Source organism: Parablautia muri (assembly GCF_009917485.1).
Classification (GTDB): domain Bacteria; phylum Bacillota; class Clostridia; order Lachnospirales; family Lachnospiraceae; genus Suilimivivens; species Suilimivivens muri.
This window is the reverse complement of sequence record NZ_QZDT01000007.1, coordinates 75,315-101,089: the sequence shown is the minus strand read 5'-3', so window position 1 is coordinate 101,089 and position 25,775 is coordinate 75,315. Positions and strand designations below refer to the sequence as shown.

23 protein-coding genes are annotated in these 25,775 nt (G+C 42.2%); 3 read left to right on the top strand and 20 right to left on the bottom strand.

Annotated features, from left to right (window positions below):
• Positions 1–56: 56 nt before the first annotated feature.
• Entirely contained in the window at positions 57–1,172 is a 1,116-nt protein-coding gene (gene dhaL / locus D5281_RS06820) for a dihydroxyacetone kinase subunit DhaL (RefSeq protein ID WP_160559421.1), read from the bottom strand.
• A 97-nt stretch (positions 1,173–1,269) separates the two neighbouring features.
• On the bottom strand, positions 1,270–2,196 hold the full coding sequence (locus tag D5281_RS06815; RefSeq protein WP_160559420.1) for a sugar-binding transcriptional regulator: 927 nt from the start codon (positions 2,194–2,196) through the stop codon (positions 1,270–1,272).
• 271 nt (positions 2,197–2,467) lie between these two features.
• Between D5281_RS06815 and D5281_RS06810 the strand changes: the two genes are divergently transcribed.
• Positions 2,468–2,626 carry a hypothetical protein gene (locus D5281_RS06810; RefSeq protein WP_160559419.1) on the top strand — a complete coding sequence of 53 codons (159 nt, stop codon included), beginning with the start codon at positions 2,468–2,470 and terminating at the stop codon, positions 2,624–2,626.
• A 271-nt stretch (positions 2,627–2,897) separates the two neighbouring features.
• On the opposite strand, the gene D5281_RS06805 is transcribed toward D5281_RS06810, so the two are convergent.
• Positions 2,898–3,851, bottom strand: a complete 954-nt coding sequence (locus D5281_RS06805) for a helix-turn-helix transcriptional regulator (protein ID WP_160559418.1) — start codon at positions 3,849–3,851, stop codon at positions 2,898–2,900.
• Positions 3,852–4,126: 275 nt separating this feature from the next.
• Here D5281_RS06805 and D5281_RS06800 point away from each other — a divergent pair, with 275 nt between their 5' ends.
• Entirely contained in the window at positions 4,127–4,426 is a 300-nt protein-coding gene (locus D5281_RS06800; RefSeq protein WP_160559417.1) for a YciI family protein, read from the top strand.
• A gap of 228 nt (positions 4,427–4,654) precedes the next feature.
• On the opposite strand, the gene D5281_RS06790 is transcribed toward D5281_RS06800, so the two are convergent.
• The 4 genes from D5281_RS06790 to D5281_RS06775 form a co-directional block, all read right to left on the bottom strand.
• On the bottom strand, positions 4,655–5,185 hold the full coding sequence (locus D5281_RS06790; RefSeq protein ID WP_160559415.1) for a dihydrofolate reductase family protein: 531 nt from the start codon (positions 5,183–5,185) through the stop codon (positions 4,655–4,657).
• A gap of 419 nt (positions 5,186–5,604) precedes the next feature.
• Positions 5,605–6,987 (bottom strand): TrpB-like pyridoxal phosphate-dependent enzyme, encoded by a 1,383-nt coding sequence (locus D5281_RS06785; RefSeq protein ID WP_160559414.1) that lies wholly within the window; start codon positions 6,985–6,987, stop codon positions 5,605–5,607.
• A gap of 51 nt (positions 6,988–7,038) precedes the next feature.
• Positions 7,039–9,348 (bottom strand): glycogen/starch/alpha-glucan phosphorylase, encoded by a 2,310-nt coding sequence (locus tag D5281_RS06780; RefSeq protein ID WP_160559413.1) that lies wholly within the window; start codon positions 9,346–9,348, stop codon positions 7,039–7,041.
• Between the two features lie 69 nt (positions 9,349–9,417).
• Positions 9,418–10,407 carry a LacI family DNA-binding transcriptional regulator gene (locus D5281_RS06775; RefSeq protein WP_160559412.1) on the bottom strand — a complete coding sequence of 330 codons (990 nt, stop codon included), beginning with the start codon at positions 10,405–10,407 and terminating at the stop codon, positions 9,418–9,420.
• Between the two features lie 313 nt (positions 10,408–10,720).
• Here D5281_RS06775 and yicI point away from each other — a divergent pair, with 313 nt between their 5' ends.
• Positions 10,721–12,979, top strand: coding sequence for an alpha-xylosidase (yicI, locus tag D5281_RS06770; RefSeq protein ID WP_160559411.1), 2,259 nt, complete (start codon positions 10,721–10,723; stop codon positions 12,977–12,979).
• A 143-nt stretch (positions 12,980–13,122) separates the two neighbouring features.
• Here the strand turns inward: yicI and D5281_RS06765 are convergent, their stop codons facing one another.
• From D5281_RS06765 to D5281_RS06705, 13 genes are all read right to left on the bottom strand, one after another.
• Complete coding sequence (locus D5281_RS06765) at positions 13,123–13,881, bottom strand: RloB family protein (protein WP_160559410.1); 759 nt, start codon at positions 13,879–13,881, stop codon at positions 13,123–13,125.
• Positions 13,853–15,100, bottom strand: coding sequence for an AAA family ATPase (locus D5281_RS06760; RefSeq protein WP_160559409.1), 1,248 nt, complete (start codon positions 15,098–15,100; stop codon positions 13,853–13,855). The genes D5281_RS06765 and D5281_RS06760 overlap by 29 nt, the downstream gene beginning before the upstream one ends.
• 390 nt (positions 15,101–15,490) lie before the next feature.
• Entirely contained in the window at positions 15,491–15,631 is a 141-nt protein-coding gene (locus tag D5281_RS06755) for a hypothetical protein (protein WP_160559408.1), read from the bottom strand.
• A 152-nt stretch (positions 15,632–15,783) separates the two neighbouring features.
• Entirely contained in the window at positions 15,784–17,829 is a 2,046-nt protein-coding gene (locus tag D5281_RS06750) for a beta-galactosidase (protein ID WP_160559407.1), read from the bottom strand.
• Between the two features lie 69 nt (positions 17,830–17,898).
• On the bottom strand, positions 17,899–18,783 hold the full coding sequence (locus tag D5281_RS06745; RefSeq protein WP_160559406.1) for a carbohydrate ABC transporter permease: 885 nt from the start codon (positions 18,781–18,783) through the stop codon (positions 17,899–17,901).
• Between the two features lies 1 nt (position 18,784).
• Positions 18,785–19,726: a carbohydrate ABC transporter permease gene (locus D5281_RS06740; RefSeq protein ID WP_160559405.1), complete on the bottom strand. Its 942-nt coding sequence runs from the start codon at positions 19,724–19,726 to the stop codon at positions 18,785–18,787.
• 335 nt (positions 19,727–20,061) lie between these two features.
• On the bottom strand, positions 20,062–21,501 hold the full coding sequence (locus D5281_RS06735) for an extracellular solute-binding protein (protein WP_160559404.1): 1,440 nt from the start codon (positions 21,499–21,501) through the stop codon (positions 20,062–20,064).
• Between the two features lie 71 nt (positions 21,502–21,572).
• Positions 21,573–22,637: a LacI family DNA-binding transcriptional regulator gene (locus D5281_RS06730; RefSeq protein ID WP_160559403.1), complete on the bottom strand. Its 1,065-nt coding sequence runs from the start codon at positions 22,635–22,637 to the stop codon at positions 21,573–21,575.
• A gap of 199 nt (positions 22,638–22,836) precedes the next feature.
• Entirely contained in the window at positions 22,837–23,151 is a 315-nt protein-coding gene (locus tag D5281_RS06725) for a hypothetical protein (protein WP_160559402.1), read from the bottom strand.
• Positions 23,152–23,222: 71 nt separating this feature from the next.
• On the bottom strand, positions 23,223–23,621 hold the full coding sequence (locus tag D5281_RS06720) for a hypothetical protein (protein WP_160559401.1): 399 nt from the start codon (positions 23,619–23,621) through the stop codon (positions 23,223–23,225).
• Between the two features lie 126 nt (positions 23,622–23,747).
• A complete protein-coding gene (locus D5281_RS06715) occupies positions 23,748–24,431 on the bottom strand; it encodes a GH39 family glycosyl hydrolase (protein ID WP_277935222.1) in 684 nt (227 codons plus the stop codon).
• Between the two features lie 6 nt (positions 24,432–24,437).
• On the bottom strand, positions 24,438–24,674 hold the full coding sequence (locus D5281_RS06710; RefSeq protein ID WP_160559399.1) for a cupin domain-containing protein: 237 nt from the start codon (positions 24,672–24,674) through the stop codon (positions 24,438–24,440).
• Between the two features lie 83 nt (positions 24,675–24,757).
• Positions 24,758–25,678, bottom strand: coding sequence for a diguanylate cyclase (locus tag D5281_RS06705; protein WP_160559398.1), 921 nt, complete (start codon positions 25,676–25,678; stop codon positions 24,758–24,760).
• Between the last annotated feature and the right edge of the window lie 97 nt (positions 25,679–25,775).

Sequence of the window (25,775 nt, the reverse complement as noted above, 5' to 3'; positions counted from 1 at the left end):
CGTCTTTTGGCGCCTCAAAAGATATTTTTGTCTTTTTCAAAGTTGAAAGCCTAAAATTACATATTATTTAAAAAGTCACTCATGGATCTAATAATAATCGCCATAGAGGAAGCACCTGCATCCCGATACCCTAAAGACTTTTCTTTTAAAAACCTCGTTCTTCCCTTTTTAGCCATCATGTCCACAGTAGCCTGTGCCCCCCTTTCGGCGCATTCTGCCGCAATCTCAAAAGCTTGTTTTAAATCTATGCCATTTGCGCTGCTTTCTGCCAGTGAATTGACTGCAGGACTTAAAGCATCAACCAGTGTCTTCTGTCCTTCCTTTACATCAGCTGTCATTTTCACCTTCCGAAGCCCTTCATGAAACATCAACGCACTCGTTGCTAAATTCAAAGTCTTCTTTCCTTCCGTTTCTTTCGCGAAAGTCTTAAACAGCATGCCGAAAATTGGTCCGATTGCTCCTCCCATATTGACCATCATTGCCTGTCCCATAGCAGCAAACTTTTCCGAAATCACGCCGTTACAGTCCACCAAAGCCTCTTTAGCCGCACGCCAGCCGCGCGTCATGGTAACACCATGATCTCCATCTCCAACAACGGAATCCAACTCGCATAAATAAGACTCATCCCAGGTCCACTCATCTGTCGGGTATTCAACCCCGGCCTTATCAAACAAATCCTTATTATAATAAAGCAGGAAAGTATCATGTCCATTGATAGTGGCTATGCTTTTTCCTTCATACTTAAAGGAATCATACATATTGGTTGCAAATTTATCTGACATATAAAAATCGCTTTCTGCTTCAAATCGTTCTGATAAATCCATGATCAATCCTTGTTCTGCCCATGCAGCAAAGTAATGTGGATGTCCATAAATAACATCCGGTGCATTTCCGCCTAAAAACATAGTATCAATCTTTTCCCGATATTTTTCAGGGATAAATTCCAGATTAATCTTTGTCCCCGGATATTTTTCTTCAAATGCCCTGATCACTTCTTCATTTACTTTTTTCTCGTCTAAAGACCCCCATGTGGAAAAGGTAATTTCACCTTTTAATTCACCGTTTCCTGAAGCGCCTTCACTTTCAGAAATATTTCCATTTTCGCTTACATCAGGGTCATTTTGAGATTCTTTCTCACAGCCCACGATTGACGCGCACATAAGTCCTGTCAACAAAAGTGCCCATAATTTTTCGTTCTCATAGTATTCCCTCCATTTTTATTATTGTTGTAACGTATATCCAAAACAGGCTTACCTGTTTTTGAATCAGCTAAAGAAGGCCCCGAGCCAATTTTTTACCGGTAATCAGCGTGTTAAAATACTTCTTATTTAAACCCGCCCGTATCACTTTTTCCTTTCCCGCTTCACCTGCAATGCAAAGCGTTGTATAGGCGCTGCCGATCAAATCAAGTGGTACCCCATTGTACAGTTCAGACTTGCTCCATTTAATTGGATCACCCTTATCATCAATAAAGTATCCCGCAATGTCGCCAATAGCATTCATATAGGATAATTCCGCAATGTCATCCGTTGAAACCATTCCCACCCGGAATACTGTGCTCGTTTTTTTAAGAGAGCTTGCTCCAATAATATTAACGGAAGACTTACTCGCCAGTTCATAAACCTTTAAGATACCTTCATCTTTAAGCAGATTATTTTTGGTATCCTGGTTCGGTGAAAAAAATGGAGCATTCAAAAATATTGGTACACCTCCTAATTTTTCACAGGCAATTGTAACAATATGTGCGGGAGTGACCATATAATTTTTTTCAGAGACAAATCCCCCGGATAGCTGAACAATTTTTAAATCCGGAAGCTTGCCGAAGGGCAATTGCTTTACAAATTCATAAATACCTTTTCCCCAGGATACCCCCATAATTGCACCATCCTGTAATAACGAATACACAAATTTTGATGTATATTGTGCAATCTTAATCCCGATTAATCCCTCATCTTCTTCATCTATTACAACGCATTCCCGTAATTTATATTTGTCTTTTATTTTTTTCCCTAAATCAAGATCAACTTCTATTGGCATGGTGATATGAAATTGAATAATGTTATTTTCAATGGCCGACCTCAAAAACCTTGATACCTGTATAGGCGTTATATTAAAAATCTTCGCAATATCTTTTTGCTTAATCTGGTCGATATAGTATAGCTTAGCAATCTCTGCTAATAAAAATTTATCATCCATTTCGTTCACCTCTCCCCCTCTATTTTGTTATAAATATCTTTTTTGTTATTTATAACAAATCATATCATATTATTATGTATTGTCAATACTTTTATATAGCTAAAAGATGGCTATATAAACTATTTATGATAATGTCTAATAAACCACAAATGAAAATGGCTCAAAAAGTAGTAAAATAACCTCCGTAAAGGAGGTAGATATTATCAAAAGGATTGATTTAACTATGGATGAACAAAAAAATATCATGTGATTAAAAGACTGGTTGAAGAAAATGGGAAGGAAGCATTCGTCCACGGGTACAGAGGGCGCAAGCCAATTTCACACACTTTACAGAGCTGGTGAACTGAAGCAGATGGATGCCTCCCCCTATGTGTGGTTTGGAAACTTAAAGACAACTCTCCATATCGCTGTTGATGACGCTGCTGCATGATCACCAGCGCCTGGTTTAATCAGCAGGCCGTTATGCTGCGAAAATTTATTGACAAAAGGTTCACGGATTATCCTGATGCAAAGGAAAAGGGTGTAACATCCCCTTTTCCTGCCCTCCGGCGAGGACGGGTCTGGGCGGAGCCCGGAAACGGATCAATGGACTGGTCCCTTGCAGGTTCTTAGGGCAGCGCCCTAAGCCTCCGGAAGATATTTCGCCCATATAAAATCAGCACCGGAAAACCGATGCTAATGTTTAAATCTTTTCATACTTATTATTCCAAGCTGCAATAATGCTGATGTAATTCATATATTTTTTGCTGTATTAGTTTTATTAGCTCCACTGGTTCTAGCACAGTGGCGTTGTTCCCAAATGGCAATATATAATCAGCAACCCATTCTAAAGCAGCATAGTTTATTTCCATGTCAATTATCCCGCCGCCCATTGGAAATGTTTTTAATCCGCTGGCAAGTAAACACTCACTTTCACAGCGTTTAACGCCTATATCCGTTAGTTGGATTTTCATGTGGTAATCATTCTTAACCTCTGTTTTTTCAAGATATTCTTGAATAGACATAGGAATAGGGTATTTCCCTTTTGGATAGGATTTTTCCTCTATGATTTCTTTGATACGGTCAACTCGGAACACTCTGATTTGATTTGCCGTTGTGCAATAGGCAGGGCAATACCAAAGCCCATTCATGGCATATAAGCCGATAGGTATAATTGTGCGTGTACTTTCAGAATACGTTGACGAATACCGTATTGTTGCAGCATGACGGTTTATGGCAACAAGAAACATTGATTTAAGTAATGGCGAATCGCAATGTCTGTCCGGAATCCAAAATACTACCTTGTTTTGAATCTGCGTGATACTGTTTTGCATATCTAATGGCAGACAATTCAAAAATTTTTTCAAAACGGATATGGTTTCCTGTTCAAACGGCAAGTCACGGTAATATTGCAAGGCTTGACAGGCAAAGAAAACAGCTTTTGCTTCGCTTTCCGAAAAAACAATCGGCGGCAAAATGCGTTCTTTTAAGATATGATATCCACCCGCCGCCCCAACTTCGGAGTAAAGGGGAAAACCAGCTTGCTCCAATTCTTGTAAGTCACGCAATATGGTTCTTTTTGATACGGAAAATTCATTTGCCAATTCACCTACTGTAAAATCTTTTTTTGCATTTATAGTTATCATCATTTCGATAAGCCGTTCTGCTTTTGACATTTTGAACTCCTTTCCGAATAATGACAGCCTTTGTCACTATTCTATGATAAACTATCTATGTTCCCAATGCAATATGGCGCTAAAGCAAAAGCATGCAGCACCACACTTCCCCACACTGTTTTTTCCAGGATTGGAAATCAGCGCAAATTTTTGCAGCCGTGTAGCGCACGGAAAGTAAAAGTTGACAGTCAAGCATTACCAACGTAATTTGCAACTTGCGAAAAAAAACAGAACCTGACAGCCACAAACTCACATAATGTAAAGGAGAAAATCGTATGGAAAAATTGATGTATATGATGATGATTGAGAAAAGCAAGACCTATCATAAAATGACAAAACAGGCAGTTATGGAACACGTTGAGAACATAAGAAAGCTGGACGATGAAGGAAAGCTGGAAATTTGCGGTGTCTTTAAAGGTTATCCGGGAATGGCAGGTATGTATATCCTAAAAACGCAGAGCCGTGAAGAAGCAGAAGAAATTTGCAAGTCAGAACCGCTGGTTATAGGAGGATATGCAGCCTACAAATTAGTCGGTTTACAGATTGCAAACCGGGAAAATAATTATTTGCTGTAATTGCGGAAAGGAACAACACAGAAGAAAGCCCAAAATATCGGCTATTTGTTATGGGGCATGGCAGGCACAGGCAAAAGCTATTTTGCCGGGTGTATTACCACTACCGCCATCGACAAGATGATGAAAGTACTGGAAACGGAAAGCGCAGCCGGATGCAAGCCGCCTTTTATCGTCTAAGCCGGAGAGATGGAAAGGCGGTCATGCCGGGGAGCGTGGCCGCTGAATGGTTTATCGCTTCTGATACACTAATTCTACAATGCCGTTACTGCTTTTTGATGTAATAAGCCGTAAGTCTGCTTTCTGGTCTGTCACATCAAAAAGGCGAATACCATTCCCTAAAATCGTTGGAATGATAGAAATATGGTATTTATCAATCAGATTGTTTTGCATGAGCTGATGAACAATGTCCGCCCCACCGCATATCCAAATATCCTTGCCATTTTTTTGCTTCAAGCAATTGACAAGCGTACATGGGCTTTCTGATACAAAGGTTATATTGTTTTTAGGCGAATAATCCCTATGTGTGATTACATAGCTTTGCAAATTGTCATAGACCCATTCTCCGGGAGACAAGTCTGTCACTATCTGATGATAGGTTGTCCAACCCATGATAACAGTGTCAACGCTGTTTACAAAATCCGTATAGCTATCATCGCCCTCAACATCGTTGTCCTGCCCAGCCAGCCAGTCAACACTGCCGTCTGTATCTGCTATATATCCGTCAAGGCTCATCGCAATAAATAAAACGGTTTTCCGCATATTAATCCTCCATTCTTGCCAAACCCCCACAAATTTGGGCGCAAACACAAATTTGTTGTGTGAAAAATTTATTTTTCACACTAATCTCTCACTCCACATAAAATTTTAATGATATTATACAAACAAAAGACAAGCATTGGGGAAAAAAGGCACATCCCGTAAAATATTTTATTGTGCTATTCGTTTAAACTTATATCATATAGAACATAAGAAAATAGGAAAGGACGGTCACGATATGGAATATATATCAGTTTACGAAGCTGCTAAAAGCGGGGAATTTCAGGCAGATATCATTAAAATATATCCTACAATGATATCTGCCTGTTTTTCTGTTCGTTTTATATCCTGCTTTTTATGGCGCCGAGCCTGTTTCAGCTGCCCGGCCATATTCAAAAAACCGGGTTCTAACTCCTTCTTGCTTAGATCTCATTCCCAGGAAACTGTGGAATCCCCGCAAATCCCTTCGCCAAATCCTCATCTGAAGGAATATAGTCTGTCATTTCCCCATTATGGAAACGCTCATATGCCACCATATCAAAGTATCCGGTTCCCGTAAGGCCAAAGAGGATGGTCTTTTCTTCCCCTGTTTCTTTACACTTTAAGGCCTCATCTATGGCAACCTTGATTGCATGGGAGCTTTCCGGTGCGGGCAAGATACCCTCCACCCTTGCAAACTCCTCTGCCGCCTTAAATACGGCGGTCTGTTCCACGCTCACTGCTTCCATATACCCATCTGCATACAGCTGGGAAAGTACGGAGCTCATGCCGTGGTACCGGAGCCCGCCCGCATGATTAGCAGCCGGGATAAAGCTGCTGCCTAAGGTGTACATCTTTGCAAGAGGACACACCTTGCCGGTATCGCAGAAGTCATATACGTATTTTCCTCTGGTAAGGCTGGGGCAGGATGCAGGTTCAACTGCTATGAAACGGTAATCCACTTCGCCCCGCAGTTTTTCTCCCATAAAGGGTGAAATCAAACCGCCTAAATTGGAGCCGCCGCCCGCACAGCCTATAATCATATCCGGCTTAATTCCATATTTATCCATGGCAATCTTGCTCTCCAGGCCTATCACCGACTGATGCAGCAGAACCTGTGTCAGCACGGAGCCTAATACATAACGGTATCCTTCCTGAGAAACAGCCGCCTCCACCGCTTCTGAAATGGCACAGCCAAGACTGCCTGTGGTACCGGGGAACTCTTCTAAAATCCTGCGTCCTACCTTTGTGGTGTCAGAGGGAGAAGGGGTCACATTGGCCCCGTAAGTGCGCATAACCTCTCTCCGGAAAGGCTTTTGCTCATAAGAGCACTTCACCATATAAACCTGACAGTCAAGCCCAAGGTAAGCGCATGCCATAGAAAGGGCGGTTCCCCACTGTCCGGCCCCTGTTTCCGTGGTAACCCCTTTCAGTCCCTGATTCTTTGCATAATATGCCTGGGCAATGGCGGAATTTAACTTGTGGCTGCCGCTTGTATTATTGCCCTCAAATTTGTAATAGATTTTAGCAGGGGTCTGCAATTTTTCTTCAAGACAGTATGCGCGCACCAATGGCGATGGACGGTACATTCTGTAAAAACTTTTGATTTCATCCGGAATTTTAAAGTAAGGAGTGGTATCATCTAACTCCTGCCTGCACAATTCTTCACAGAAGATGCCGCTCATTTCCTCAAGCGTAAGCGGCTTTAGGGTTCCCGGATTTAAAAGGGGCGCCGGTTTATTTTTCATGTCCGCGCGCACATTGTACCAGCTCTCAGGCATCTCATGTTCTTCCAGATAAATTTTGTAAGGGATTTTTTTGCTCATTGCTTTCATTCTCCATTCCGCGCCTTTGCGCTGTGTCTTTTTCAAGCTGATTTATTTCAATTTCCAGATATCCCTGTTATATTCGGCAATGGTTCTGTCTGATGAGAAGAAACCTGCCTTTGCAATATTTACAAGCATCATCTTTTTCCACTTCTGGCGGTCTTCGTAATCCGCAAAGGCTTTGTCCTTGACCGCAATATATTCTTCTAAATCAAGCAGCGTCATAAACCAGTCTTTGTTTAAAAGCTCCTTGTAAAGGCGCTCCAGATTTTCCTTATGCCCTACCGCCAAAGCCTGTTTTCCAACGATAAAGTCCACCGCTTCTTTTATTACAGGGCTCTTTTCGTAGTAGTCCTTAGACACATAATCCGCCTTCTCATAGTGCGCAATAACCGCTTCGGACTTCTCACCAAAAATATAAATATTGTCATCCCCTACCAGCTCATGGATTTCCACATTTGCGCCGTCCGAGGTTCCCAGTGTCACCGCTCCGTTTAGCATAAACTTCATATTTCCGGTTCCTGAGGCTTCTTTGGATGCCAAAGAAATCTGCTCAGATATATCGCAGGCGGGAATTAATTTTTCCGCATAGCTTACGTTGTAGTTTTCTACCATAACCACTTTCATATAAGGGCTCACATCAGGGTCATTGTTAATGATCTCCTGCAGCACCAAAATCAAATGAATGATATCCTGTGCAATCACATAAGCTGGAGCTGCCTTGGCGCCAAAGATAAAGGTAAGAGGCCTTACAGGCTTTTTGCCATCCTTGATTTCCAGATACTTATGAATGATATAAAGGGCGTTCATCTGCTGGCGTTTGTACTCATGCAGTCTCTTGATTTGAATATCGAATATGGATTCCGGGTCTAAGGTAATCCCCTCCGCTTTTTGGACATATGCCGCCAAATCTTTTTTGCGGTTCATCTTAATTTCTTCCAGGCGGTCAAGGACGCTCTGGTCCTCCTGATGATCTAAAAGTTTCTCAAGCTTATCAGCATCCTTCTTAAATCCGTCCCCAATGGTATCTGCAAGAAAATGGGTAAGCTCACGGTTACAGCTGATCAGCCATCTTCTGAAGGTAATTCCATTGGTCTTATTGTTAAATTTCTCGGGATAAATCTTATAAAAAGCATTTAATTCGGAGTCTTTCAAGATTTCCGTATGAATCGCTGCAACACCGTTTACAGAAAATCCGTAATGGATATCAATATGGGCCATGTGCACCCTGTCATCTTCATCAATAATCTGCACCTTAGGATCTTCATATTCTTTGGCAACTCTCTTATCCAGCTCCTTAATATAAGGAACAAGCTGGGGAACTACCTTTTCCAGATAAGCAAGGGGCCATTTCTCCAGAGCCTCGGCAAGAATCGTGTGATTGGTGTAAGCACAGGTCTTTCTTACCACCTCAATCGCCTCGTCCATGGTAAAGGCTTTTTCCTCAACCAGGATACGAATCAGCTCAGGGATGACCATAGTCGGATGGGTATCATTGATTTGAATCACCGCATGTTCATACATTTTACGCAGGTCATATTTCTTTTCCTTCATTTCACGTAAAATCAGCTGGGCTGCATTGCTTACCATAAAATATTGCTGGTAAATACGCAATAAGCGCCCCGCCTCGTCAGAATCATCAGGATACAAAAACAGGGTAAGATTCTTTTCGATATCTTCCTTATCAAAATCGATTCCATCCTTGACGATACTTTCATCAACAGTCTCAATATCAAATAAATGCAGTTTGTTGACACCACTGTCATAACCCGCAACATCAATATCATAAAGGCGTGAAACCACCTTTTGGTCACCAAAATAAACATCAAAAGTCACATCTGTTTTCGTCAGCCAGGAATTTTCCTCTATCCAGTCGTTCTTTTCCGCATTCTGCAGTCTGTCCTTGAACACCTGCTTAAAAAGGCCAAAGTGGTAATTAAGCCCAATACCATCTCCCAAAAATCCCATTGTTGTAATGGAATCCAAAAAGCAGGCAGCCAGCCGCCCCAGGCCGCCGTTTCCCAGAGACGGCTCCGGTTCAACCTCCTCAATCATGGCAAGATCCTTGCCCTTGCTTTTCAAAAATTCATCCAGCTTCCTGTAAATTTTGAGATTAATCAAATTGTTAGATAACAGTTTTCCAATCAGAAATTCAGCGGAAATATAATAAACCTTCTTTTCTCCTTCGTTTGCGTCCGACACTTCCATAAGCCGTTTTACATACACCAGTATTACATAATAGGTTTCTTGGTCCGACAGCTCCGCCACTGTTTTTCCAAACATCTGCCCTGCAATTTCTTCAAGCTGCTGCTCCAAGTTCAGGACTAACACATCTTTTTGTAAGTTCGTCTGCTTTGTCATAATTTTCCTCCATTTCAAAATGATTTTGCTGAAATTATTGGTTCCACAACCGATTGGTTTTTAGAATACTTAACAAATAATATCCATATATTTCATCCTGGCAAGATTATATGCGGTTTCCACTATCCGGCCCTCTCCCTCATTCATCAGCCTCTGCAGTTCCTCCATTGCAGCAGATGATATCTCTGCAAAGTTCTGTCGCACCGTATTCATCTGCTTTCCCACATATCCCATCAGAATAATTCCGTCAAATCCACAAACCGGCCGGAATATGTCCATCTCTATCAATGCTTTCATTGCACCGATTGCCATCAAATCCGATGCACAGACCACCACATCGTTATCTTTCCCATATTTTAAGGTGATATTACGTGCGCACAGCTCTGAAAATTTCCCATCGCAGACCTGCATTTTAAGCCCCAGCTCTTTTGTCAGCTGCTCCATGCCAAGAAGCCGCGCGTCCGTCACATAGCCGTTCTTTTTGCCAGTAATATATAATACCTGTCTGCAGTTATTTTCCTCAATCGTTTTTCTTGCCACATCATACTGGGCCCGCTGATTATCAATTCCTACGCAGGACGTATCTTCATTTACTATGGGCGCATCTATCACCACACATTTAAACTGTTTACTCTCAACCAGCTCATGCAGTACCACGTCTTCCTTGGTCAGGCCATAAATGATAATGCCTGTTATGCTTTGAGACTTTAAATACCTTGTTATTTCCTCCAAAGTTCTGTTTTGGAACATGGAAAAAAATAAAGTGATTACATCTAAGTTAAGCTCCATTGCCTTATGGATGGCTCCCTGGATATACTGTAAATCTATTTCACCAACCACCTGGGTTTTTTTGCTTAAATTCACAAGCAGCGCCACCCTGCCGGCCTGCTTGGAGGAAAGTGCGGCTGCCACGGAGTTTGGGAGAAAATTCAGCTCCTCCACCGACTTGTTTACTCTCTCTTTCGTCTCCTCGCTGACATTGGGGTAATGATTCAGCACCTTGGAAACAGTGGAAATGGCTACTCCCGCGTGCCTTGCCACATCTTTGATCGATACCATATAACGCCTCCGGTTTTCCTTTGGAAAACGATTTCCTATTTATGATAATGGATTACTACCAAAATTGCAAGAAAAAAATGGCTTAATCTGGCAATCTATATTATAATCATTATAATCTTTAATTTTGCCCATAATCTGCAAATTTAGGGGCAAGCACAAATTTATCTGTGAAAAATTTATCTGTGATAAATTATTTTTAAATTCTTTATTTCTGTAAAACAACGGCAACCGAACACTGGCCGCCAAGCATATTCGGTAAATTTGCCAGTTTCGCAGCTACCTATTTACATCATAAAAGTAAGGAGATGAAATTATGAAATTTACACAAGGATTCTGGCTGGTGAGAAAAGAAATAACGCCTCTCTATGCAGTAGAGTATGCAGACCACCGGATTTCGGGAAGTGAGGTGACTGTTTATGCCCCGGAAAGACATATTACGGGACGCGGAGACTGTCTCAATATAGGGATGCTCACCGTCCGGTTAAGCAGCCCCATGGAAGACGTCATTAAAGTTTCCATCACCCATTTTCTAGGAGAGCCTTATCCGGGCCCTTTTGCACCCTCACAGCAGACCAATCCGAAAGTTACCATCACCGAGACCGATACGGAACTTATCTACCAGAGCGGCCATACCAAGGCAGTTGTGGACAAGAGTCCAAACAGCTGGGGTATCCGCTTCTTTGACGGGGAGCGTCCTCTTACGAACACCGGTTTCCGCAATATGGCTTATATGAAAAACAACGAAACCGGCAAATCCTATATGGTGGAGCAGCTTGCTCTTGATGTGGATGAATATGTCTACGGATTAGGCGAACGTTTCACACCCTTTGTGAAAAACGGCCAGATTGTGGATATGTGGAACGAAGACGGCGGCACTGCCAGCGAAATTGCTTATAAGAATATTCCTTTTTATATTACCAACAAAGGGTACGGCGTTTTGGCAGATAACGTGGGCGATGTCTCCTACGAGATTGCCAGCGAAAAGGTGGAGCGGATACAATTTTCTGCGGAAGGTGAGCGGCTGGATTACTATTTGATAAACGGTTCCACTCCCAAGGGCGCCATTGCCAAATACACCCAGCTGACCGGGAAGCCTGCCCTTCCCCCTGCCTGGTCTTTCGGACTTTGGCTGACTACCTCCTTCACCACCGACTATGATGAAGATACTACCTCCGGTTTTATAGATGGAATGGCAGCCCGGAAGATTCCTCTACATGTTTTCCATTTTGACTGCTATTGGATGGATGCCTATGAATGGTGCAACTTTACCTGGGATCCCAAAACCTTCCCGGATCCTGCGGGGATGCTGAAACGCTGCCATGAAAAAGGTCTTAAAATCTGCGTATGGATCAATCCTTATATTGGCCAGAAATCCCCTCTCTTTGAGGAGGCCATGGCCCGTGGATATCTTTTGAAAAAGACAAACGGAGGCGTATGGCAGACTGACATGTGGCAGGCCGGTATGGGCCTTGTGGATTTCACCAACCCTGACGCGGTTATCTGGTATCAGGAAAAATTAAAGACCCTTCTGGACATGGGTGTGGACTGCTTTAAGACAGACTTTGGCGAGAGGATACCCGTAAAAGATATCGTATATTTTGACGGCTCCGATCCTGTAAAAATGCACAATTACTATACCTTCCTCTATAATCAGTGCGTTTTCCGGCTTTTGGAGCGAGAGCGGGGGAAAAATGAAGCCGTATTGTTCGCCCGTTCCGCCACCACAGGCGGCCAGCAGTTTCCTGCACATTGGGGCGGCGACTGCTCCGCCTCCTATCCTTCCATGGCTGAAACCCTCCGGGGTGGACTCTCTCTTGCCTGTGCAGGCTTTGGTTTCTGGAGCCATGATATGGGCGGTTTTGAGCAGACGGCTCCTGCCGATGTGTACAAACGCTGGTGCCAATTTGGGCTTTTAAGTTCTCACAGCCGTCTTCACGGTTCCTCCTCCTACCGGGTACCCTGGCTTTTTGATGAGGAGGCATGCGATGTGCTGCGCAAATTTGTAAACTTAAAGTGCGCTCTGATGCCTTACCTCTACTATCAGGCCCTCCTATCCCATACGGAAGGTATCCCTATGCTGCGTCCCATGTTTGTAGAGTTTCCACAGGAACGGGCATGCGATACTCTAGACAGACAATATATGCTGGGTGATTCCCTTTTAGCTGCCCCCATTTTCCGTTCAAGCGGCCAGGTGGAATATTATCTGCCTGAAGGAATCTGGTATAATCTTCTCACAGGAAAGCGTATCGAAGGTGGTAAGTGGCAGAAAGAGAGCCATGATTTCTTTACCCTGCCTTTGCTTGTAAAACCGGGGACTATCCTTGCCACAGGTAAGGAAACCACCCGCCCTGACTACGATTTTTCCAATAACCCCCATCTGCTTCTCTACCTGCCGGAGGATGGCATGAGCGCCAGAACCTGCATAACTGACCAGCATGGGGAAATCCAAATCCGGGCTGAAGCGACAAGATGCGGGCAAACTATTGAGCTGAAAATAACCGGGGGAAACACAGATATAACTTTTGAAGTTCTTGGAGAAAAATTAGAGGTGGCTGTTCATCATCTTTTGTAAGATAATGGAGAATCTGCGGGGTATGCGTTCCCCGCAGCTTTCGCCAAATGTCTACTCCGCAGATGCTTGGCCCGTTGCTCGTGGAAATAAAATCATTTTCCGCTGCTCCATGGTAATTTTTTGAATTTAAAACTTCTGAATCACTATGATCTCATTTCTTCCATCAATCTGCCCATCGAAGTGCCTAAATTATCGACTAAACTTTTTATATCTTCACTATAAATTTTTGCCTGTCCAATCGCCCTATCTACAAATGGAAGGAATCTTTCAAATCTTATCTTGCTCCCTTTGGAATATCCTTCTGCATTTTTGGAAACAAGTATCTCCAAATACTTCTTATTTGTCGATGCATCATCAAACAATTGATGGCGCAGGTTCTTTTTATTATCAAGCAGCATTTTAGGTGAATACTGCTCTAAGTTGGGAAAATGCATCAACAGCCATAACTCAAAGTTAGGATTTGACATAATCACTTTAATTCTATGCTGATTACATAAATCAAAAATAGTATCTAAAGATTCCTCCAGTTTCCTGTAGTCCCTGTCAAAAATGACACATACGCAGTCTGCTTGCATATCAAAATCATCCCATTTACAGTTTTCTTTCCATTTATCTTCGGGGATTTGATTTCCCTCCGCATCAATGCGTCCCATTTGAAACAGACAGGCATTTACCAGCTGCATGGGGTGACTTAACGTTTCCTGCCCTTTCTGTTTTTCAATCACTTCAATATAAACATCATTTTTTATATTAAGTTCAACTTTATTATTTCGAACCCCATAAAAATAGGATTCCTCCGTTGCGCCCTCCGAAACACAGTAAAATTTGATTCTTGGCTCCACTGACTCTGATTCATTTTCAAAATTATATGACTTAGGAATTCTTAAGTTCAGCTTTTCCAAAATGTTCCCCCCATACATATTCAAAATCCTTAAATACCGGAACAGCACCATACCTGCCTGCCAGGTAATCTTTGGCTACTACTTTATCGAACCTGATTTTGAATTTTTCTAATGTGTACAAATTCGTATTATTATTTTTCCCTTTTTCCGCAAACCAAATTTCGTCTCTGCGAAGTATATTTAAATCCATTAAATTTGACTCATGTGTTGTAATAATCAGCTGTGTGGTTTTCTCCTCTGAAAACTTCAAAAATGTTTCTACAAATTTAATCGTCATTTGTGGGTGGAGACTGCGATCCAATTCATCAATGACGAACACTTTTTCTTCATCATCATTTAAAATCACGTCCAATAACTCAATCATACGTTTTGTTCCGTCAGATTCTTCGCCATATTCATATTTATTCTCATCCATCCCATGCTGAAACATTAATTTTGCTATTTTTTTCGTGCCTGTTTCATCATATTCTAATTCAAATAAGGTATCGCCAAAATTGAGAATACCTCGGGATTTAGTCCCTTTATCTGCATTTGGATTCCGCAAAAATTTTTCTGCCAGCGATTCATTGGGAAAGTATTCTTTAAATGCCGCTTCGTTCATCACACCCATACTGTAGCCAGTTATGCCCGTATCCAAATACTTTAAAATATTAACGAGCTTTGTATTATCGCTGCCAAACAGAAAATAACTTGCGCCTATTTTAGTTTCGGGGTAAATTACAACCAATTTGTATTGAAACCAATCGTATATTTTATTAAAAAGAATAAAATCATCCTCGTCCATTTTTCTTCTTTTGATTTCATACAAAAGCAATGTGGTACCGATACGATTAGCATCTTTTATAAAAAAATGAAATTGTTCGCAATTTTCCGTGTTACCAAACAAGCCTTCATCAAAATAATATTGGCCGCCTTCTGCTATTCTTTCAAACAGAACATATTCCTCTGCAGCTTTCATTTCATACAGCCATTCCGACAAAGTGACCCTATCCTTTAAATTAACAGAAAAGCCATATGCAAAGCATCTGTCTTCAATTGTAAATTCATATTCAAATAATGTTGGATTACTTGCATTCGCACTACTGGTTCTACAAAATTTATCTTGAAAATCTGTTCCATCCATTGTATTTAATACAATTTGTTTACCGGCATCTATCCCACGGATTAAATTTGTTTTTCCGGATGCATTCGCCCCATATATGGAAGAAAATTTTAACACCTTTCGGTCTTTGTAATGAATAATTCTTTCTTTATGCTGCTCTGTTCTTCCCGCATATAAATAATATTCTGTGGGAACAATTTCCCCGGTTTCATCTGTTCTATATCCAAATGATAAAAAATTAGATATTGAAAATCTCATCAGCATTATAGTTACCTCGCGATTTTTTCACTTATTTTATAATTTTATCTCGTTATAAACATAATTATACTATTATTTCTATATATAACAAGAGATATTTTCACTAAATATGTTTTGTAAAGTAACTATTCAGCCAGGTCTGTGCATTTACTGCACAGACTGTGAGAATATGATTAGGGCGTACGAAATCCCATCGCCGAAGGCGATTTTAAATGGATTTTGCAAGTAACAGTCAGCAAGGCTGAACTGTTACTTTGTAAATAATCGTTCATCCTTCGGCTTCACTGTTACGAAGTCTGTCCCTCTCAAATAGCGGTGCCGAATTTTAATGCCAATTTGCAAGTCATCTTCCTTAAAATCTAATGCTGTTCTCCGCTTGTTATCCATCACAAAAAACGGCCCCGGAAAATGTGAATCATAATCACATTTTCCAAGGGCCGCTTATAATGAACACAAGGATATCCCATAAAACATGGCATCTGCTATTTTGCCGCTGCATCTCCAATCGCAGCAATTAAGAACCGTCAGACTGCCGTCATCAATTATAATTTAACCACCAATGTCTGATACCCCTTAATCTCCATCTGTCCGGAAACCTCCTTTCCTGTATACAGGTCAGTTCCTTTCCTGAGCAGTTCAATCTGAGCAGGGTTCTTATCATAGTTTAATACAAACAGGAATCTGTCGTCTCCCTTTTTCCTTATTGCAATCTCACAGCTCTCCGGCACGCTGACCACATCCCGGTAAGGAGAAATCACATCCAGCTTTTCAAGGAATACCCGGGCGCTTTCCGTATTAAATGCGCTACCATAGTAGTAGGCTTTCCCCTTGCCAACCACATTGCTGACCAAGGCTCCGCTTCCAGCATAATAGTCGGAGGTATAGGAAGCCTCCTGCTTTCCTGCGCCTATTGGCTGTAAAAGATCCGCAAATACACTGGCCTCAAACTCCCTGTCATCCCACTTAACCGTAACCTTTCCCGCATCAGGCGCAATGAAAGAATACTCAGGAATATCCGTGCCGGTCAAATCGGACAATAATCCGGGAAGTTTATCCATCACGCATCTTCCCGTTATGTTCTTGTAGCCGCTGCGGCATCCAATCACTAAAGTACCGCCTGCCTCTACATAAGCTCTCAGCACTGCCTCCCTTTCTTTTGTCATGATGGTCGCATGAGGATAAAACAGTACCTGATATTTCTTCAGTTCCTCCGCATCTGAAGCATCATTTATATAAACATAATCAAAAGGCGTATGGCTCAACTGCAATGCTGCAAATAAAGCCTTCTGGCTGGCATTATCCACTCTGCCATGCCAAACATCCAGCTGGGCATCCCAAACATTATCATAGTCCTTTATGATACCAACCTTTGCCTCATAAATGCTGCCGGCCATTTCCTTCATACCCTGCAGCTTTTCATGAATATCCTTAACTTCGGCAATACGGCGGTTATCCCTGCTGGAATAATCCAAAATTCCATGCCAGTAAATTTCCGTACCCATGGTACAGGTGCGCCAGCGGAAATAGCTTACATAATCAGCTCCGTGAGCAACAGACTGCATGGTCCAGAGGGTCATCTGGCCTGGTCTTGGGGTAGGCGCCTCCATGTGAGTGTTCCAGCCATTGGCGCCGGACTGCTGCTCCATAATCCCAAAAATCGGCGAAAGGGAACGAACCTCCGACAGATTACGGCTCCATTTCCGGTCCTTCATTTCACCCGGTGCATTGGAATAAGCATCCAGACAGTATGCAAAGTTAGGGTAGGAATCGTAAGTCATAAAATCCAGACTTTCCTTAGTCATCTGATGATTATCCAGATTGCCAAAAAGTCCGTTTGTGGTGACGAAATCCCCCGGTTTTAAATACTTGCGAATAATATCGCTCTGCATTTTTGCAAAACATCTTGCACTGTCCGAAATAAAGCGGGTATAGTCAAGCACCTCATGAGGATTGGTGGAATCACTGTAAGTCTTGCGAGGTACATGGATTTCCTCCCAGTCCGTATAAGTCTGATTCCAAAAAGCCGTTCCCCATGCTTCATTTAGCGCCTCAAGGCTCTCATATTTATCCTTTAGAAACACACGGAATGCCTTAGAATCACTCCCAGAGTAAAACACATTCTTCTCGCAGTTTATTTCATTGTCAATCTGCCATCCGATGATGCATGGCCTGGAGGCATAATGAGATGCAAATTTTTCCACAATCCGCTTAGAAAGCTCCTGGTAAACAGGTGAATTATAATTATAATGCCTTCTGGCCCCGTGGCGATAAAGCACGCCGTTGATATCCGCATTTAAAACCTCCGGATACTTTTCTGTAAGCCATGCAGGGGGTGTGGCCGTTGGGGTACAGAAAATCACCTTCATCCCGACTTCCTCGGCCAAATCTAAAAATTCATCAAAAAACGAATAAGTAAAATTGCCCTCCGTAGGCTCCACCTTGCTCCACGCAAACTCCGCAATGCGGACAACCTCAATACCGCTGGCCAGCATACGCTCCAAGTCTTCTCTCCAAAGCTCCTTCGGCCAATGCTCAGGATAATAGCAGGTTCCCAGAACAAATCTGTTCCCATCTAAAATTGCTCCCATAATTTAACATCTTCCTTTCTAATAAAAAAGTTTATTTATTTGTAACAGCTCAGTTAATCTGAACCATTATTATTCTTTTACAGCGCCTGCTGTCAAACCATCCATAAAGAACTTGGATGCGCTTAAGAAACAAATCAGCAATGGTAGCACCGCACAAGTGCTGGCTAACATAACTGCGCCATAATCCGTTCCTCTGTCGGAAACCATAGAACGCAGCATAAGCGGAAGTGTATACAGCTTTTCCTTACGCAGGATAATCAGCGCCTGCATGAACTCGTTCCACATATTAACGAACTGCATGATACCCAAAGAAGCATAAGCGGGCTTTAAGATTGGTGCAATAACACGGAAAAAGATAGTCCATTCACTACATCCGTCAATCCGCGCCGCCTCCATCAGGGATTTCGGCACATTATTCTGACAGTACTGCCGCATCCAGAAGATACCAAAGGCATTGGCACAGCTGGGAATAATAAGAGCCTTAAAGTCATTTACCCATCCGAATTTACTCATCATGATAAACCAGGGGATAATACCTGCTGTTGCAGGAATCATCATGGTAGCCAAAAGAATTGCAAACAGCTTGTTCCTGCCCGGGAAATCATATACGGAAAAAGCATAACCGCCAATAGAGCAGAAGAACAATACCAATATTACATGAGAGCAGGTTACAATCACACTGTTTAAGAAAGACCTCGGGAAGTTTACAGCCGCAACCATATTCTTGAAATTCTCTCCCAGATTGCTTCCAAACCACATAATCGGCGGGAAAGAATAAATCTCATTGGTCTTTAAAGTAGCCATAACAAACATCATGAAAAACGGCAGCAGCATAATTAAGGCAATCAAGCCTAATACTACATACAAAGATACCTTTTTCCCAATTGGACTGAGAAAGGAGATGATAACCAATAGAACTGCAACCACAGTAATCACAAGTAATAATTTTACCATTTTATTTTCCTCCCTTTCTCTTTACTGTGTCCTTTTCTTCCATTACCTTATTAAGTACAACTGAAATGATAATTACCATGAACGTAATTACATAGGCAATCGAAGAAGCGTAGCCATACGCATTACCACCCTGAGGCGCTTTGCTCAGCAGATAAGTCATCAATGTCAAACCACCGTTGTTAGGACCACCGCCCCAGTTACTGTTTGTTAAGATAAACGGCTCGGTAAACAGGTTAAACATACCGATACTGGACTGAATCAGTGTAAACAATATAATGGGTTTTAGCAATGGAATTACAATAGAAAAAACAATTTTACTATGACTGGCGCCGTCAATTTCAGCAGCTTCATAAATATCATTGCTGATTCCCTGCATACCGGCTAAGTAAATTACCATGTTCCATCCCACCCATTTCCAGGCGAACATGACAATAACCGCCACTTTGATCAGCTTACCGTCACCGCCTAACCAGTTAATAGGAGCTTCCCCTAAAAGGCTGACAAAATAATTGATAATACCATAATTAAATCCAAATAAGTTCTGGAAAATAATCGTGATTGCCACCGCACTTGTCACCATAGGCATGAAATAAATTGTCTTAAAAATATTCTGTCCCTTAACAAGCTTGGAGTTCAAAATATAAGCCAGCACCAAACCGCCTAACAAAATCGGAATATGTGCAATGATACCAATCACCAGTGTATTGGAAAGCGCTTTCCAAAATAATGTATCTTTAAATAAATTGATATAGTTTCCAAGTCCAAGAAAATGCATCTGTCCCAGTCCGTCCCACCTAAAGAAGCTCAAAAACAGGCCGGCTATCATAGGAAATAAACCAAAAATCGCGAATAATATGTAAAAAGGGGCAATGTAAACATATGCAACCCGATATTCTTTTAACGTTTGAAGAAATCCTTTTTTGTTACCCTTCACCCTTCTCATTCCTTTCTTTTTAAACTCCTAATAGCTCTCCGTTATCATAACCTCCAACTAATATAACATCGAATCATCAAATGCTGCCACGCTTTTCGGGTCAGCTTATTGACGAAAAGCTATTCGTTTCTGTAACCTGCCCTACCGCCGCAGATATTAAGGAAAATGGCCGGATCCTATGATCTGGCCATATTCCCCGTTTCCTTTTTATTCCCGTGAGCAACAAGCCAAGCATCTGTGCTTATAGAGATGCCAAGCATCTCATAGATATTTGGCGACTGCCGCAAGGGTCAATCCCCCGTTGCTTGCAGCAGGGTTATTGACTTATTTGCACGGTTTATTTATCATTCACCGTCCCAAACACCAGCATCCTTCAAGGTCTGAATCTGCTGTTCTTTCAGCTCTGCACAAGCAGCGTTGATATCGTTAGCTAATCTCTCGCGAATCTGCTCTGGTGTCTCACCTGCTTCAGCTCCTGCATTGAATGAACTGTAGAGATAACCCTCTGCAGTAACATCCATGATTGTGTTGTTTACAACAGGTACATTACCAGCAATCTTTGTTGCGATAGCGTTAGGCACCTGTCCTCCAAAGTAATCATCGCCCTCTGTGTAAAGCTCAGGCGCTGCATCCCATGCCGGTTTGTAAGCCGGGAAGTAGTCGATCGCCTTGAACATAGTATTCTGTGCTTCAGTAGTAGCCATCATGTACTTAACAAATGCCCATGCAGCTTCTTTGTTTTCGCACTGTTCGGGGATAACCAGGAAAGAGCCGCCCCAGTTCGTATCGCTCATGCCGGCAGGAAGGGCGATTGCACCCCAGTGTCCTGCGCCGTCCGGGTCAATATCTGTCTTAAAGAAGCCTGAGAACCAGGAACCTGCCGCTACACAGACACAGGTACCTGCTGCGTATGCCGCATAAGCCTCCGTACTCCACATATCAACGTTCATATCCCAGCCATTCTCACGAATCTTAAGACAATTCTCAAGACATTCAAGATCCCCTTCTCTTTCCAGAATCAGGTTAAGATCTTCATCATAATAATCTCTGTTGATGAAAAGCCACTGATACGGATATGCTGCAGAGGGAAGGAACCATCTTTGTCCTGGAATGGAAACCTTTTCAGCCACTTCCATAACACCGTCCCATGTACTCATAAGTTCAGCCACTTCTTCGGAAGAAGTAGGAAGGCCTACTTCCTCAAATACATCTGTTCTGTAGTAGAACAATGTAGGGCCTAAATCCCAGGGAATACCAACCAGTCTCTGACCATCGGAGGAGGTTGCCTGGTCCCACTTAAATGCAACGAAATCATCCTTTAAGTCAGCAGCGCCCAGTACGTTCAAGTCCGTAAGAGCCGCACTATCCCTGTACTGTGCTATGTAAGCGCCCTCAACCATTGCCACATCCACTGCGCCTGTTCCTGCTGTCAAAGCGGTCTGTAGGGCCTGATGGTGTGCTGTTGTATCTGTAAATACCAGTTCAACTTCAATGTTAGGATAAGCCTCGTTAAAACCTGCCATTGCTGCTTCAAAGCCGTCATCGCCTGACGGCCATCCGCCTACTTCAATTGTTCCTGAAATGGAAGATGGATCTTCATCTACTGCTGCCGCAATATTCTGACCTTCTTCTTCGCTTGTGTTCTCAACACTGGCGCCGCCATCTGATGATGCACCTGCATCTGATGATCCGTCATCTCCGCCGCCACAGCCTGCCAACAAGGATGCTGACATTGCAAATGTCAGGGCAACAGCTACGAATCTGTTCAAATTTTTCTTTTTCATACCCTTTCTCCTTTTTCATTTATTGAATCAGCCTGCCCTCTTTATGAAAAGCAGGGGAATTCCTGTTTTATTTAAAGCCTTAAATCCCTGACCGACTCTCCCTCTAAGATCTGCATTGGCAGATGGGTTACATATTTCGGTTTCTTTCCATCAATTATCTTCAGTAAAACTTCCACACATTTCTCTCCTTGTGCTTTGGGGTTTAGTCTCAGAGAGGTAATCGGCAAATCTGCATACCGTCTGGAATAAACACCGTCTATTCCCATAAGAGAAACATCTTTCGGAACCTCATACCCTAATTGCTTGAGCCGCTTATAAAACCCAAGGGCCACCTCGTCATTAAAACCAAGGACCGCTGTGGCATCTGACCCCCGCTCATGAAAAATATCAGCCGCCAGCACTCCTTTCTCAAAAAAATTTACCAGTACGTGAACACTTTTCGGCCCTCTTTCTTCCGGAAAAGCCAGTAATCTATCATCATCAGGCAGACATTTGCGGTTGATCCCAAAGTAATACTTATCTATCTGATCCCCCAGCTCATATTTCATAAATTCATACCAGGACAATAATCTGGCATCTTTATTATCTTTTTCATACGGAGTGGCAATGGCAATCTTACGATGTCCCTTATCCCAAAGATATTGCAATGCAATCCGCGTGCCTTTCCAGAGATCGCACTCAACCGTTGGAATAGATTTTGGAAAGGAATAAGAACCTCCATAAGTGGCTGTCACCACCGGCAAATGATAATTTTTCCCAATATCGTTTAAATACAGCTCCGCCACCATCTCATTTGGTAAAATCAGCCCGTCCACCATAACATTGCGTATATCACTGAAATCCAGATTGCCGTAGATAAGCACCTTATAATCCCGCTTGCCTGCCGCCTCCAGCATACCTTCATACATTTCAATGTTAAAGGCATTTTTAAGTTCTCTACAATAATATAAAATCTGTTTCGTATGCTGGCTCATCAGCGAAACCGCAACCGGATTTGGGTGATAATCCAATTCCTGCGCAATCTGTAAAATTTTCTTTTTTTTCTCAGCATCCACATACCCACTATTATTGAGTGCCCGGGAAACGACAGAGATCGAAACCCCCGCTCTCTGTGCAATATCCTTTCTGGTGGCCATACTTGCGTCCCCCTTTGCTAAGCAGAAAAAAGTAACGTTTCACAATGCCAACATACACAAAAAAGTGCAAATAATTTATGATTCTCTATTCCTTTTGTACAGTATTTATTTACTTTATAATAATTGATGCCCATTAAAACTTCAATTGTCGATTATGTGGTCGTGCGTCCACAACAGCAAATTGTTAAAACAACCTTCCTTACGCTTTATGAATCCCTTTGATCAATAAATGAAAAAGAAGTGTAAAGGGGTTATCAGAAACCGATTCTACATCCTGCGGCATCCATGCGGACCCCTGGACAAACACAACACATGGGCAAACCATTTCCGGCTGATTGCGAGTTGACGGCAACAGCAGCTGCAAATGAAGCTTTACCCCGTCTATCTCTGCATATTCTACATTAGGGATATATATCACGCCCATTTCATCTCCCGTGGTCACAATCACCTCAGCCCCTTCCACTTCCTGCGTAAACTCCGGAAGTTCCTCATAGGTCCATTCCTTAACTTCCATATTAACCCTCCATTCTTGGCAAGCCTCACAAATTAAGATTCCTTATGATTTCCGCCTTTTTAATGATGTTATTATATAAAAATCAACAAATTCCGCCTATCAGTTGACATGAAAAGGAATATCAAATTAAATCTTTTATAAATTAAAACACGATTTGTTTTACATGAATATAAAACAAATCGTGATAAAAAAACATCAAAATCGTGATTTCTATTTTTTTCAATTAAAATCAATTGAACCTCGTGCTCATCTAACACGGTTGATGCAATCCATTCATCTTCTTCTGTTATATGAAGGGGTTCATAATGAACGTGAAAAGTACTGATATTGCTCAAATAATTAATCTGCTGACTGCCCCGAAAGTCCGGGGCTCCCTGGCTCATCCATACATCATAGCTGCTCCCATGCTCTCTGGAAATAGAGAAGATTCTTTTTAAATAAGTCCCCGCCGGCATGTTTTTTAAATGCACTTGAAAGCTCCTTGTGCCCTTTTGTTCGAAACCGTAATAGCGGTCTATGGTGTGCTGTTCCTCCACAGAAACGGCCTGGCTGATACGGTTTTCCATATCATAATGACAAGAATGGTAAAGTACGATCTAAATCCTTTTATAATCCTTAGAGCGGGTTATCAGGCAGCCGTCCCCCTTAGCTGCAATCACTCCCTTTTCCTGGCCCAGTATAGTCAAAAACTGACAGGCATAATAACCGGATTTGGCAATACCATTGTATGTAAACATTCCATAGCCTCCATGAAACAGGCTGGAATGAATGACCCCGCGCTCCGAATGATCCGTCAGATGGGTATAAGCAATACCGGAAATGCCATGGCAGTTTTCCAGTACATTTTTCATGATGAACGCCGCTTTAAAACAGGTGTCATTCCCCAGATCGTTTTGCCAGATAGTCGAATTCCATTCCGTTACATATACGGGCACATCCTGCAGTCCATATCTTCCTAATATCTCTTTGCATAACGCCATTTCCCGTTTTAAAATATCCGGGTCCCTGCTGACACAGGCAGGCTCATCCGCCATGCCGCTTTCATTCACTGAAATATTGCCCTCTGTCTGTATTCTGGAAACTTTAGAATAATCACAGCTAAAGCACTGAAATCCAAAAGCATCCGGCATACAGTCCTCTCCTCTGCAATAATCCAACAGTTCTTCCAAAAGCCCGCTTCCGTCCAGGGACAAAAAGCCTGTGTCCAGGCCAAATCCAAAAAACTGTGCATCCGGCACAAACTTACGCACACCCCGATAGGTTCTTTCATAATAGGCCAGATATTCTTACGCAGGAAATACGCCGTAAGAAATATAACCGGAAATCGTATGACAACCCATTTCCGCATACAGCTCGTGATGCTCATAAGGGTTCAGTACAATAAAATCTTCCGCCTCAAGCACGTAATTATAGCCCGAACCAATAATGGCTATCCGCCCGGACAAAACATATAAGATTTCCATTTCACTGTGGAAATGCGGGATAGATGTATTACAGTCAGGTTCAAAACGAATTCCTTCCACCTTTAATCCTCCTCGTATCCGCTTCCATTATTTAAAGCAAATGGTGCCAATTCTATTACAAATCAGCACCATTCATTTTAAACTTAATCTTTTTCTCTCATCTGTTTTATATTTTCATCAGCCCACACAACTCTGTTCCGGCCGTATTTTTTTGCATCATACAACATAGCATCTGCAATTTTTAAATAAAAATCATAAGATTTATCCTCTTGGGGAACTATGGTGATGCCACCGATACTGACCGTAACCCACTGCGCCACCTCAGGATCATGTGGAATATGGAGATCTTCTACTGCCTGCCGTATCTTCTTTAGATGTTCAAATGCCTTATTTGAATCATCACCCATCAAAAATCCCACAAATTCCTCTCCTCCATAGCGGGCGAAAAAATCCGTGGTACGCTTTAAATAAGAAGAAATTTCCTTTGCAATAGCAGTAATAACCTTATCTCCCGCCGGGTGTCCAAATGTGTCGTTATATCGTTTAAAATAGTCAATATCAAACATACAAATAGAAAACGGAACCTGAAGCCGGGTAGCCTCGTTCCATTTTGTAGCACTGCACAGGTCATGCTGCCTTCTATTTGCAACACCGGTCAGCTGATCCGTTTGTGACTGATACTCAACTTGCCTGCGATAATTATACAGCTTGATGTGTGTATTCACTCTCGCCTTTATAATCAGTTCATGAAATGGCTTGACAATATAATCAACTGCCCCCAGTACGAGCCCTTTCTGCTCACTCTCCACATCAGAAAGGCTGGTAATCAAAATAACCGGAACACTTCGGGTAATAACCTCCTCCTGCAATTTTTTGAGTAGCGTAAAGCCATCCATTCCCGGCATAACTACATCCAATAAAATTAATGAGTAGCTATCGGAACTTGCCTGGCGCAATCCTTCCTCCGGTGTCTGCGCAATAGTAATATCATACTCATCGCCCAGAATATTCCTTAAATGAGTTGCCTGCAGGAGACTGTCATCAACAATCAATATTTTCTCCATAGTTTTACTCCTTATCCGTCTCTTTTAATCGTTGTTTCTTTCCTTAAGTCAGACTGCCTGATTCACGACCATATATTTACTTTAAAATTATACATTA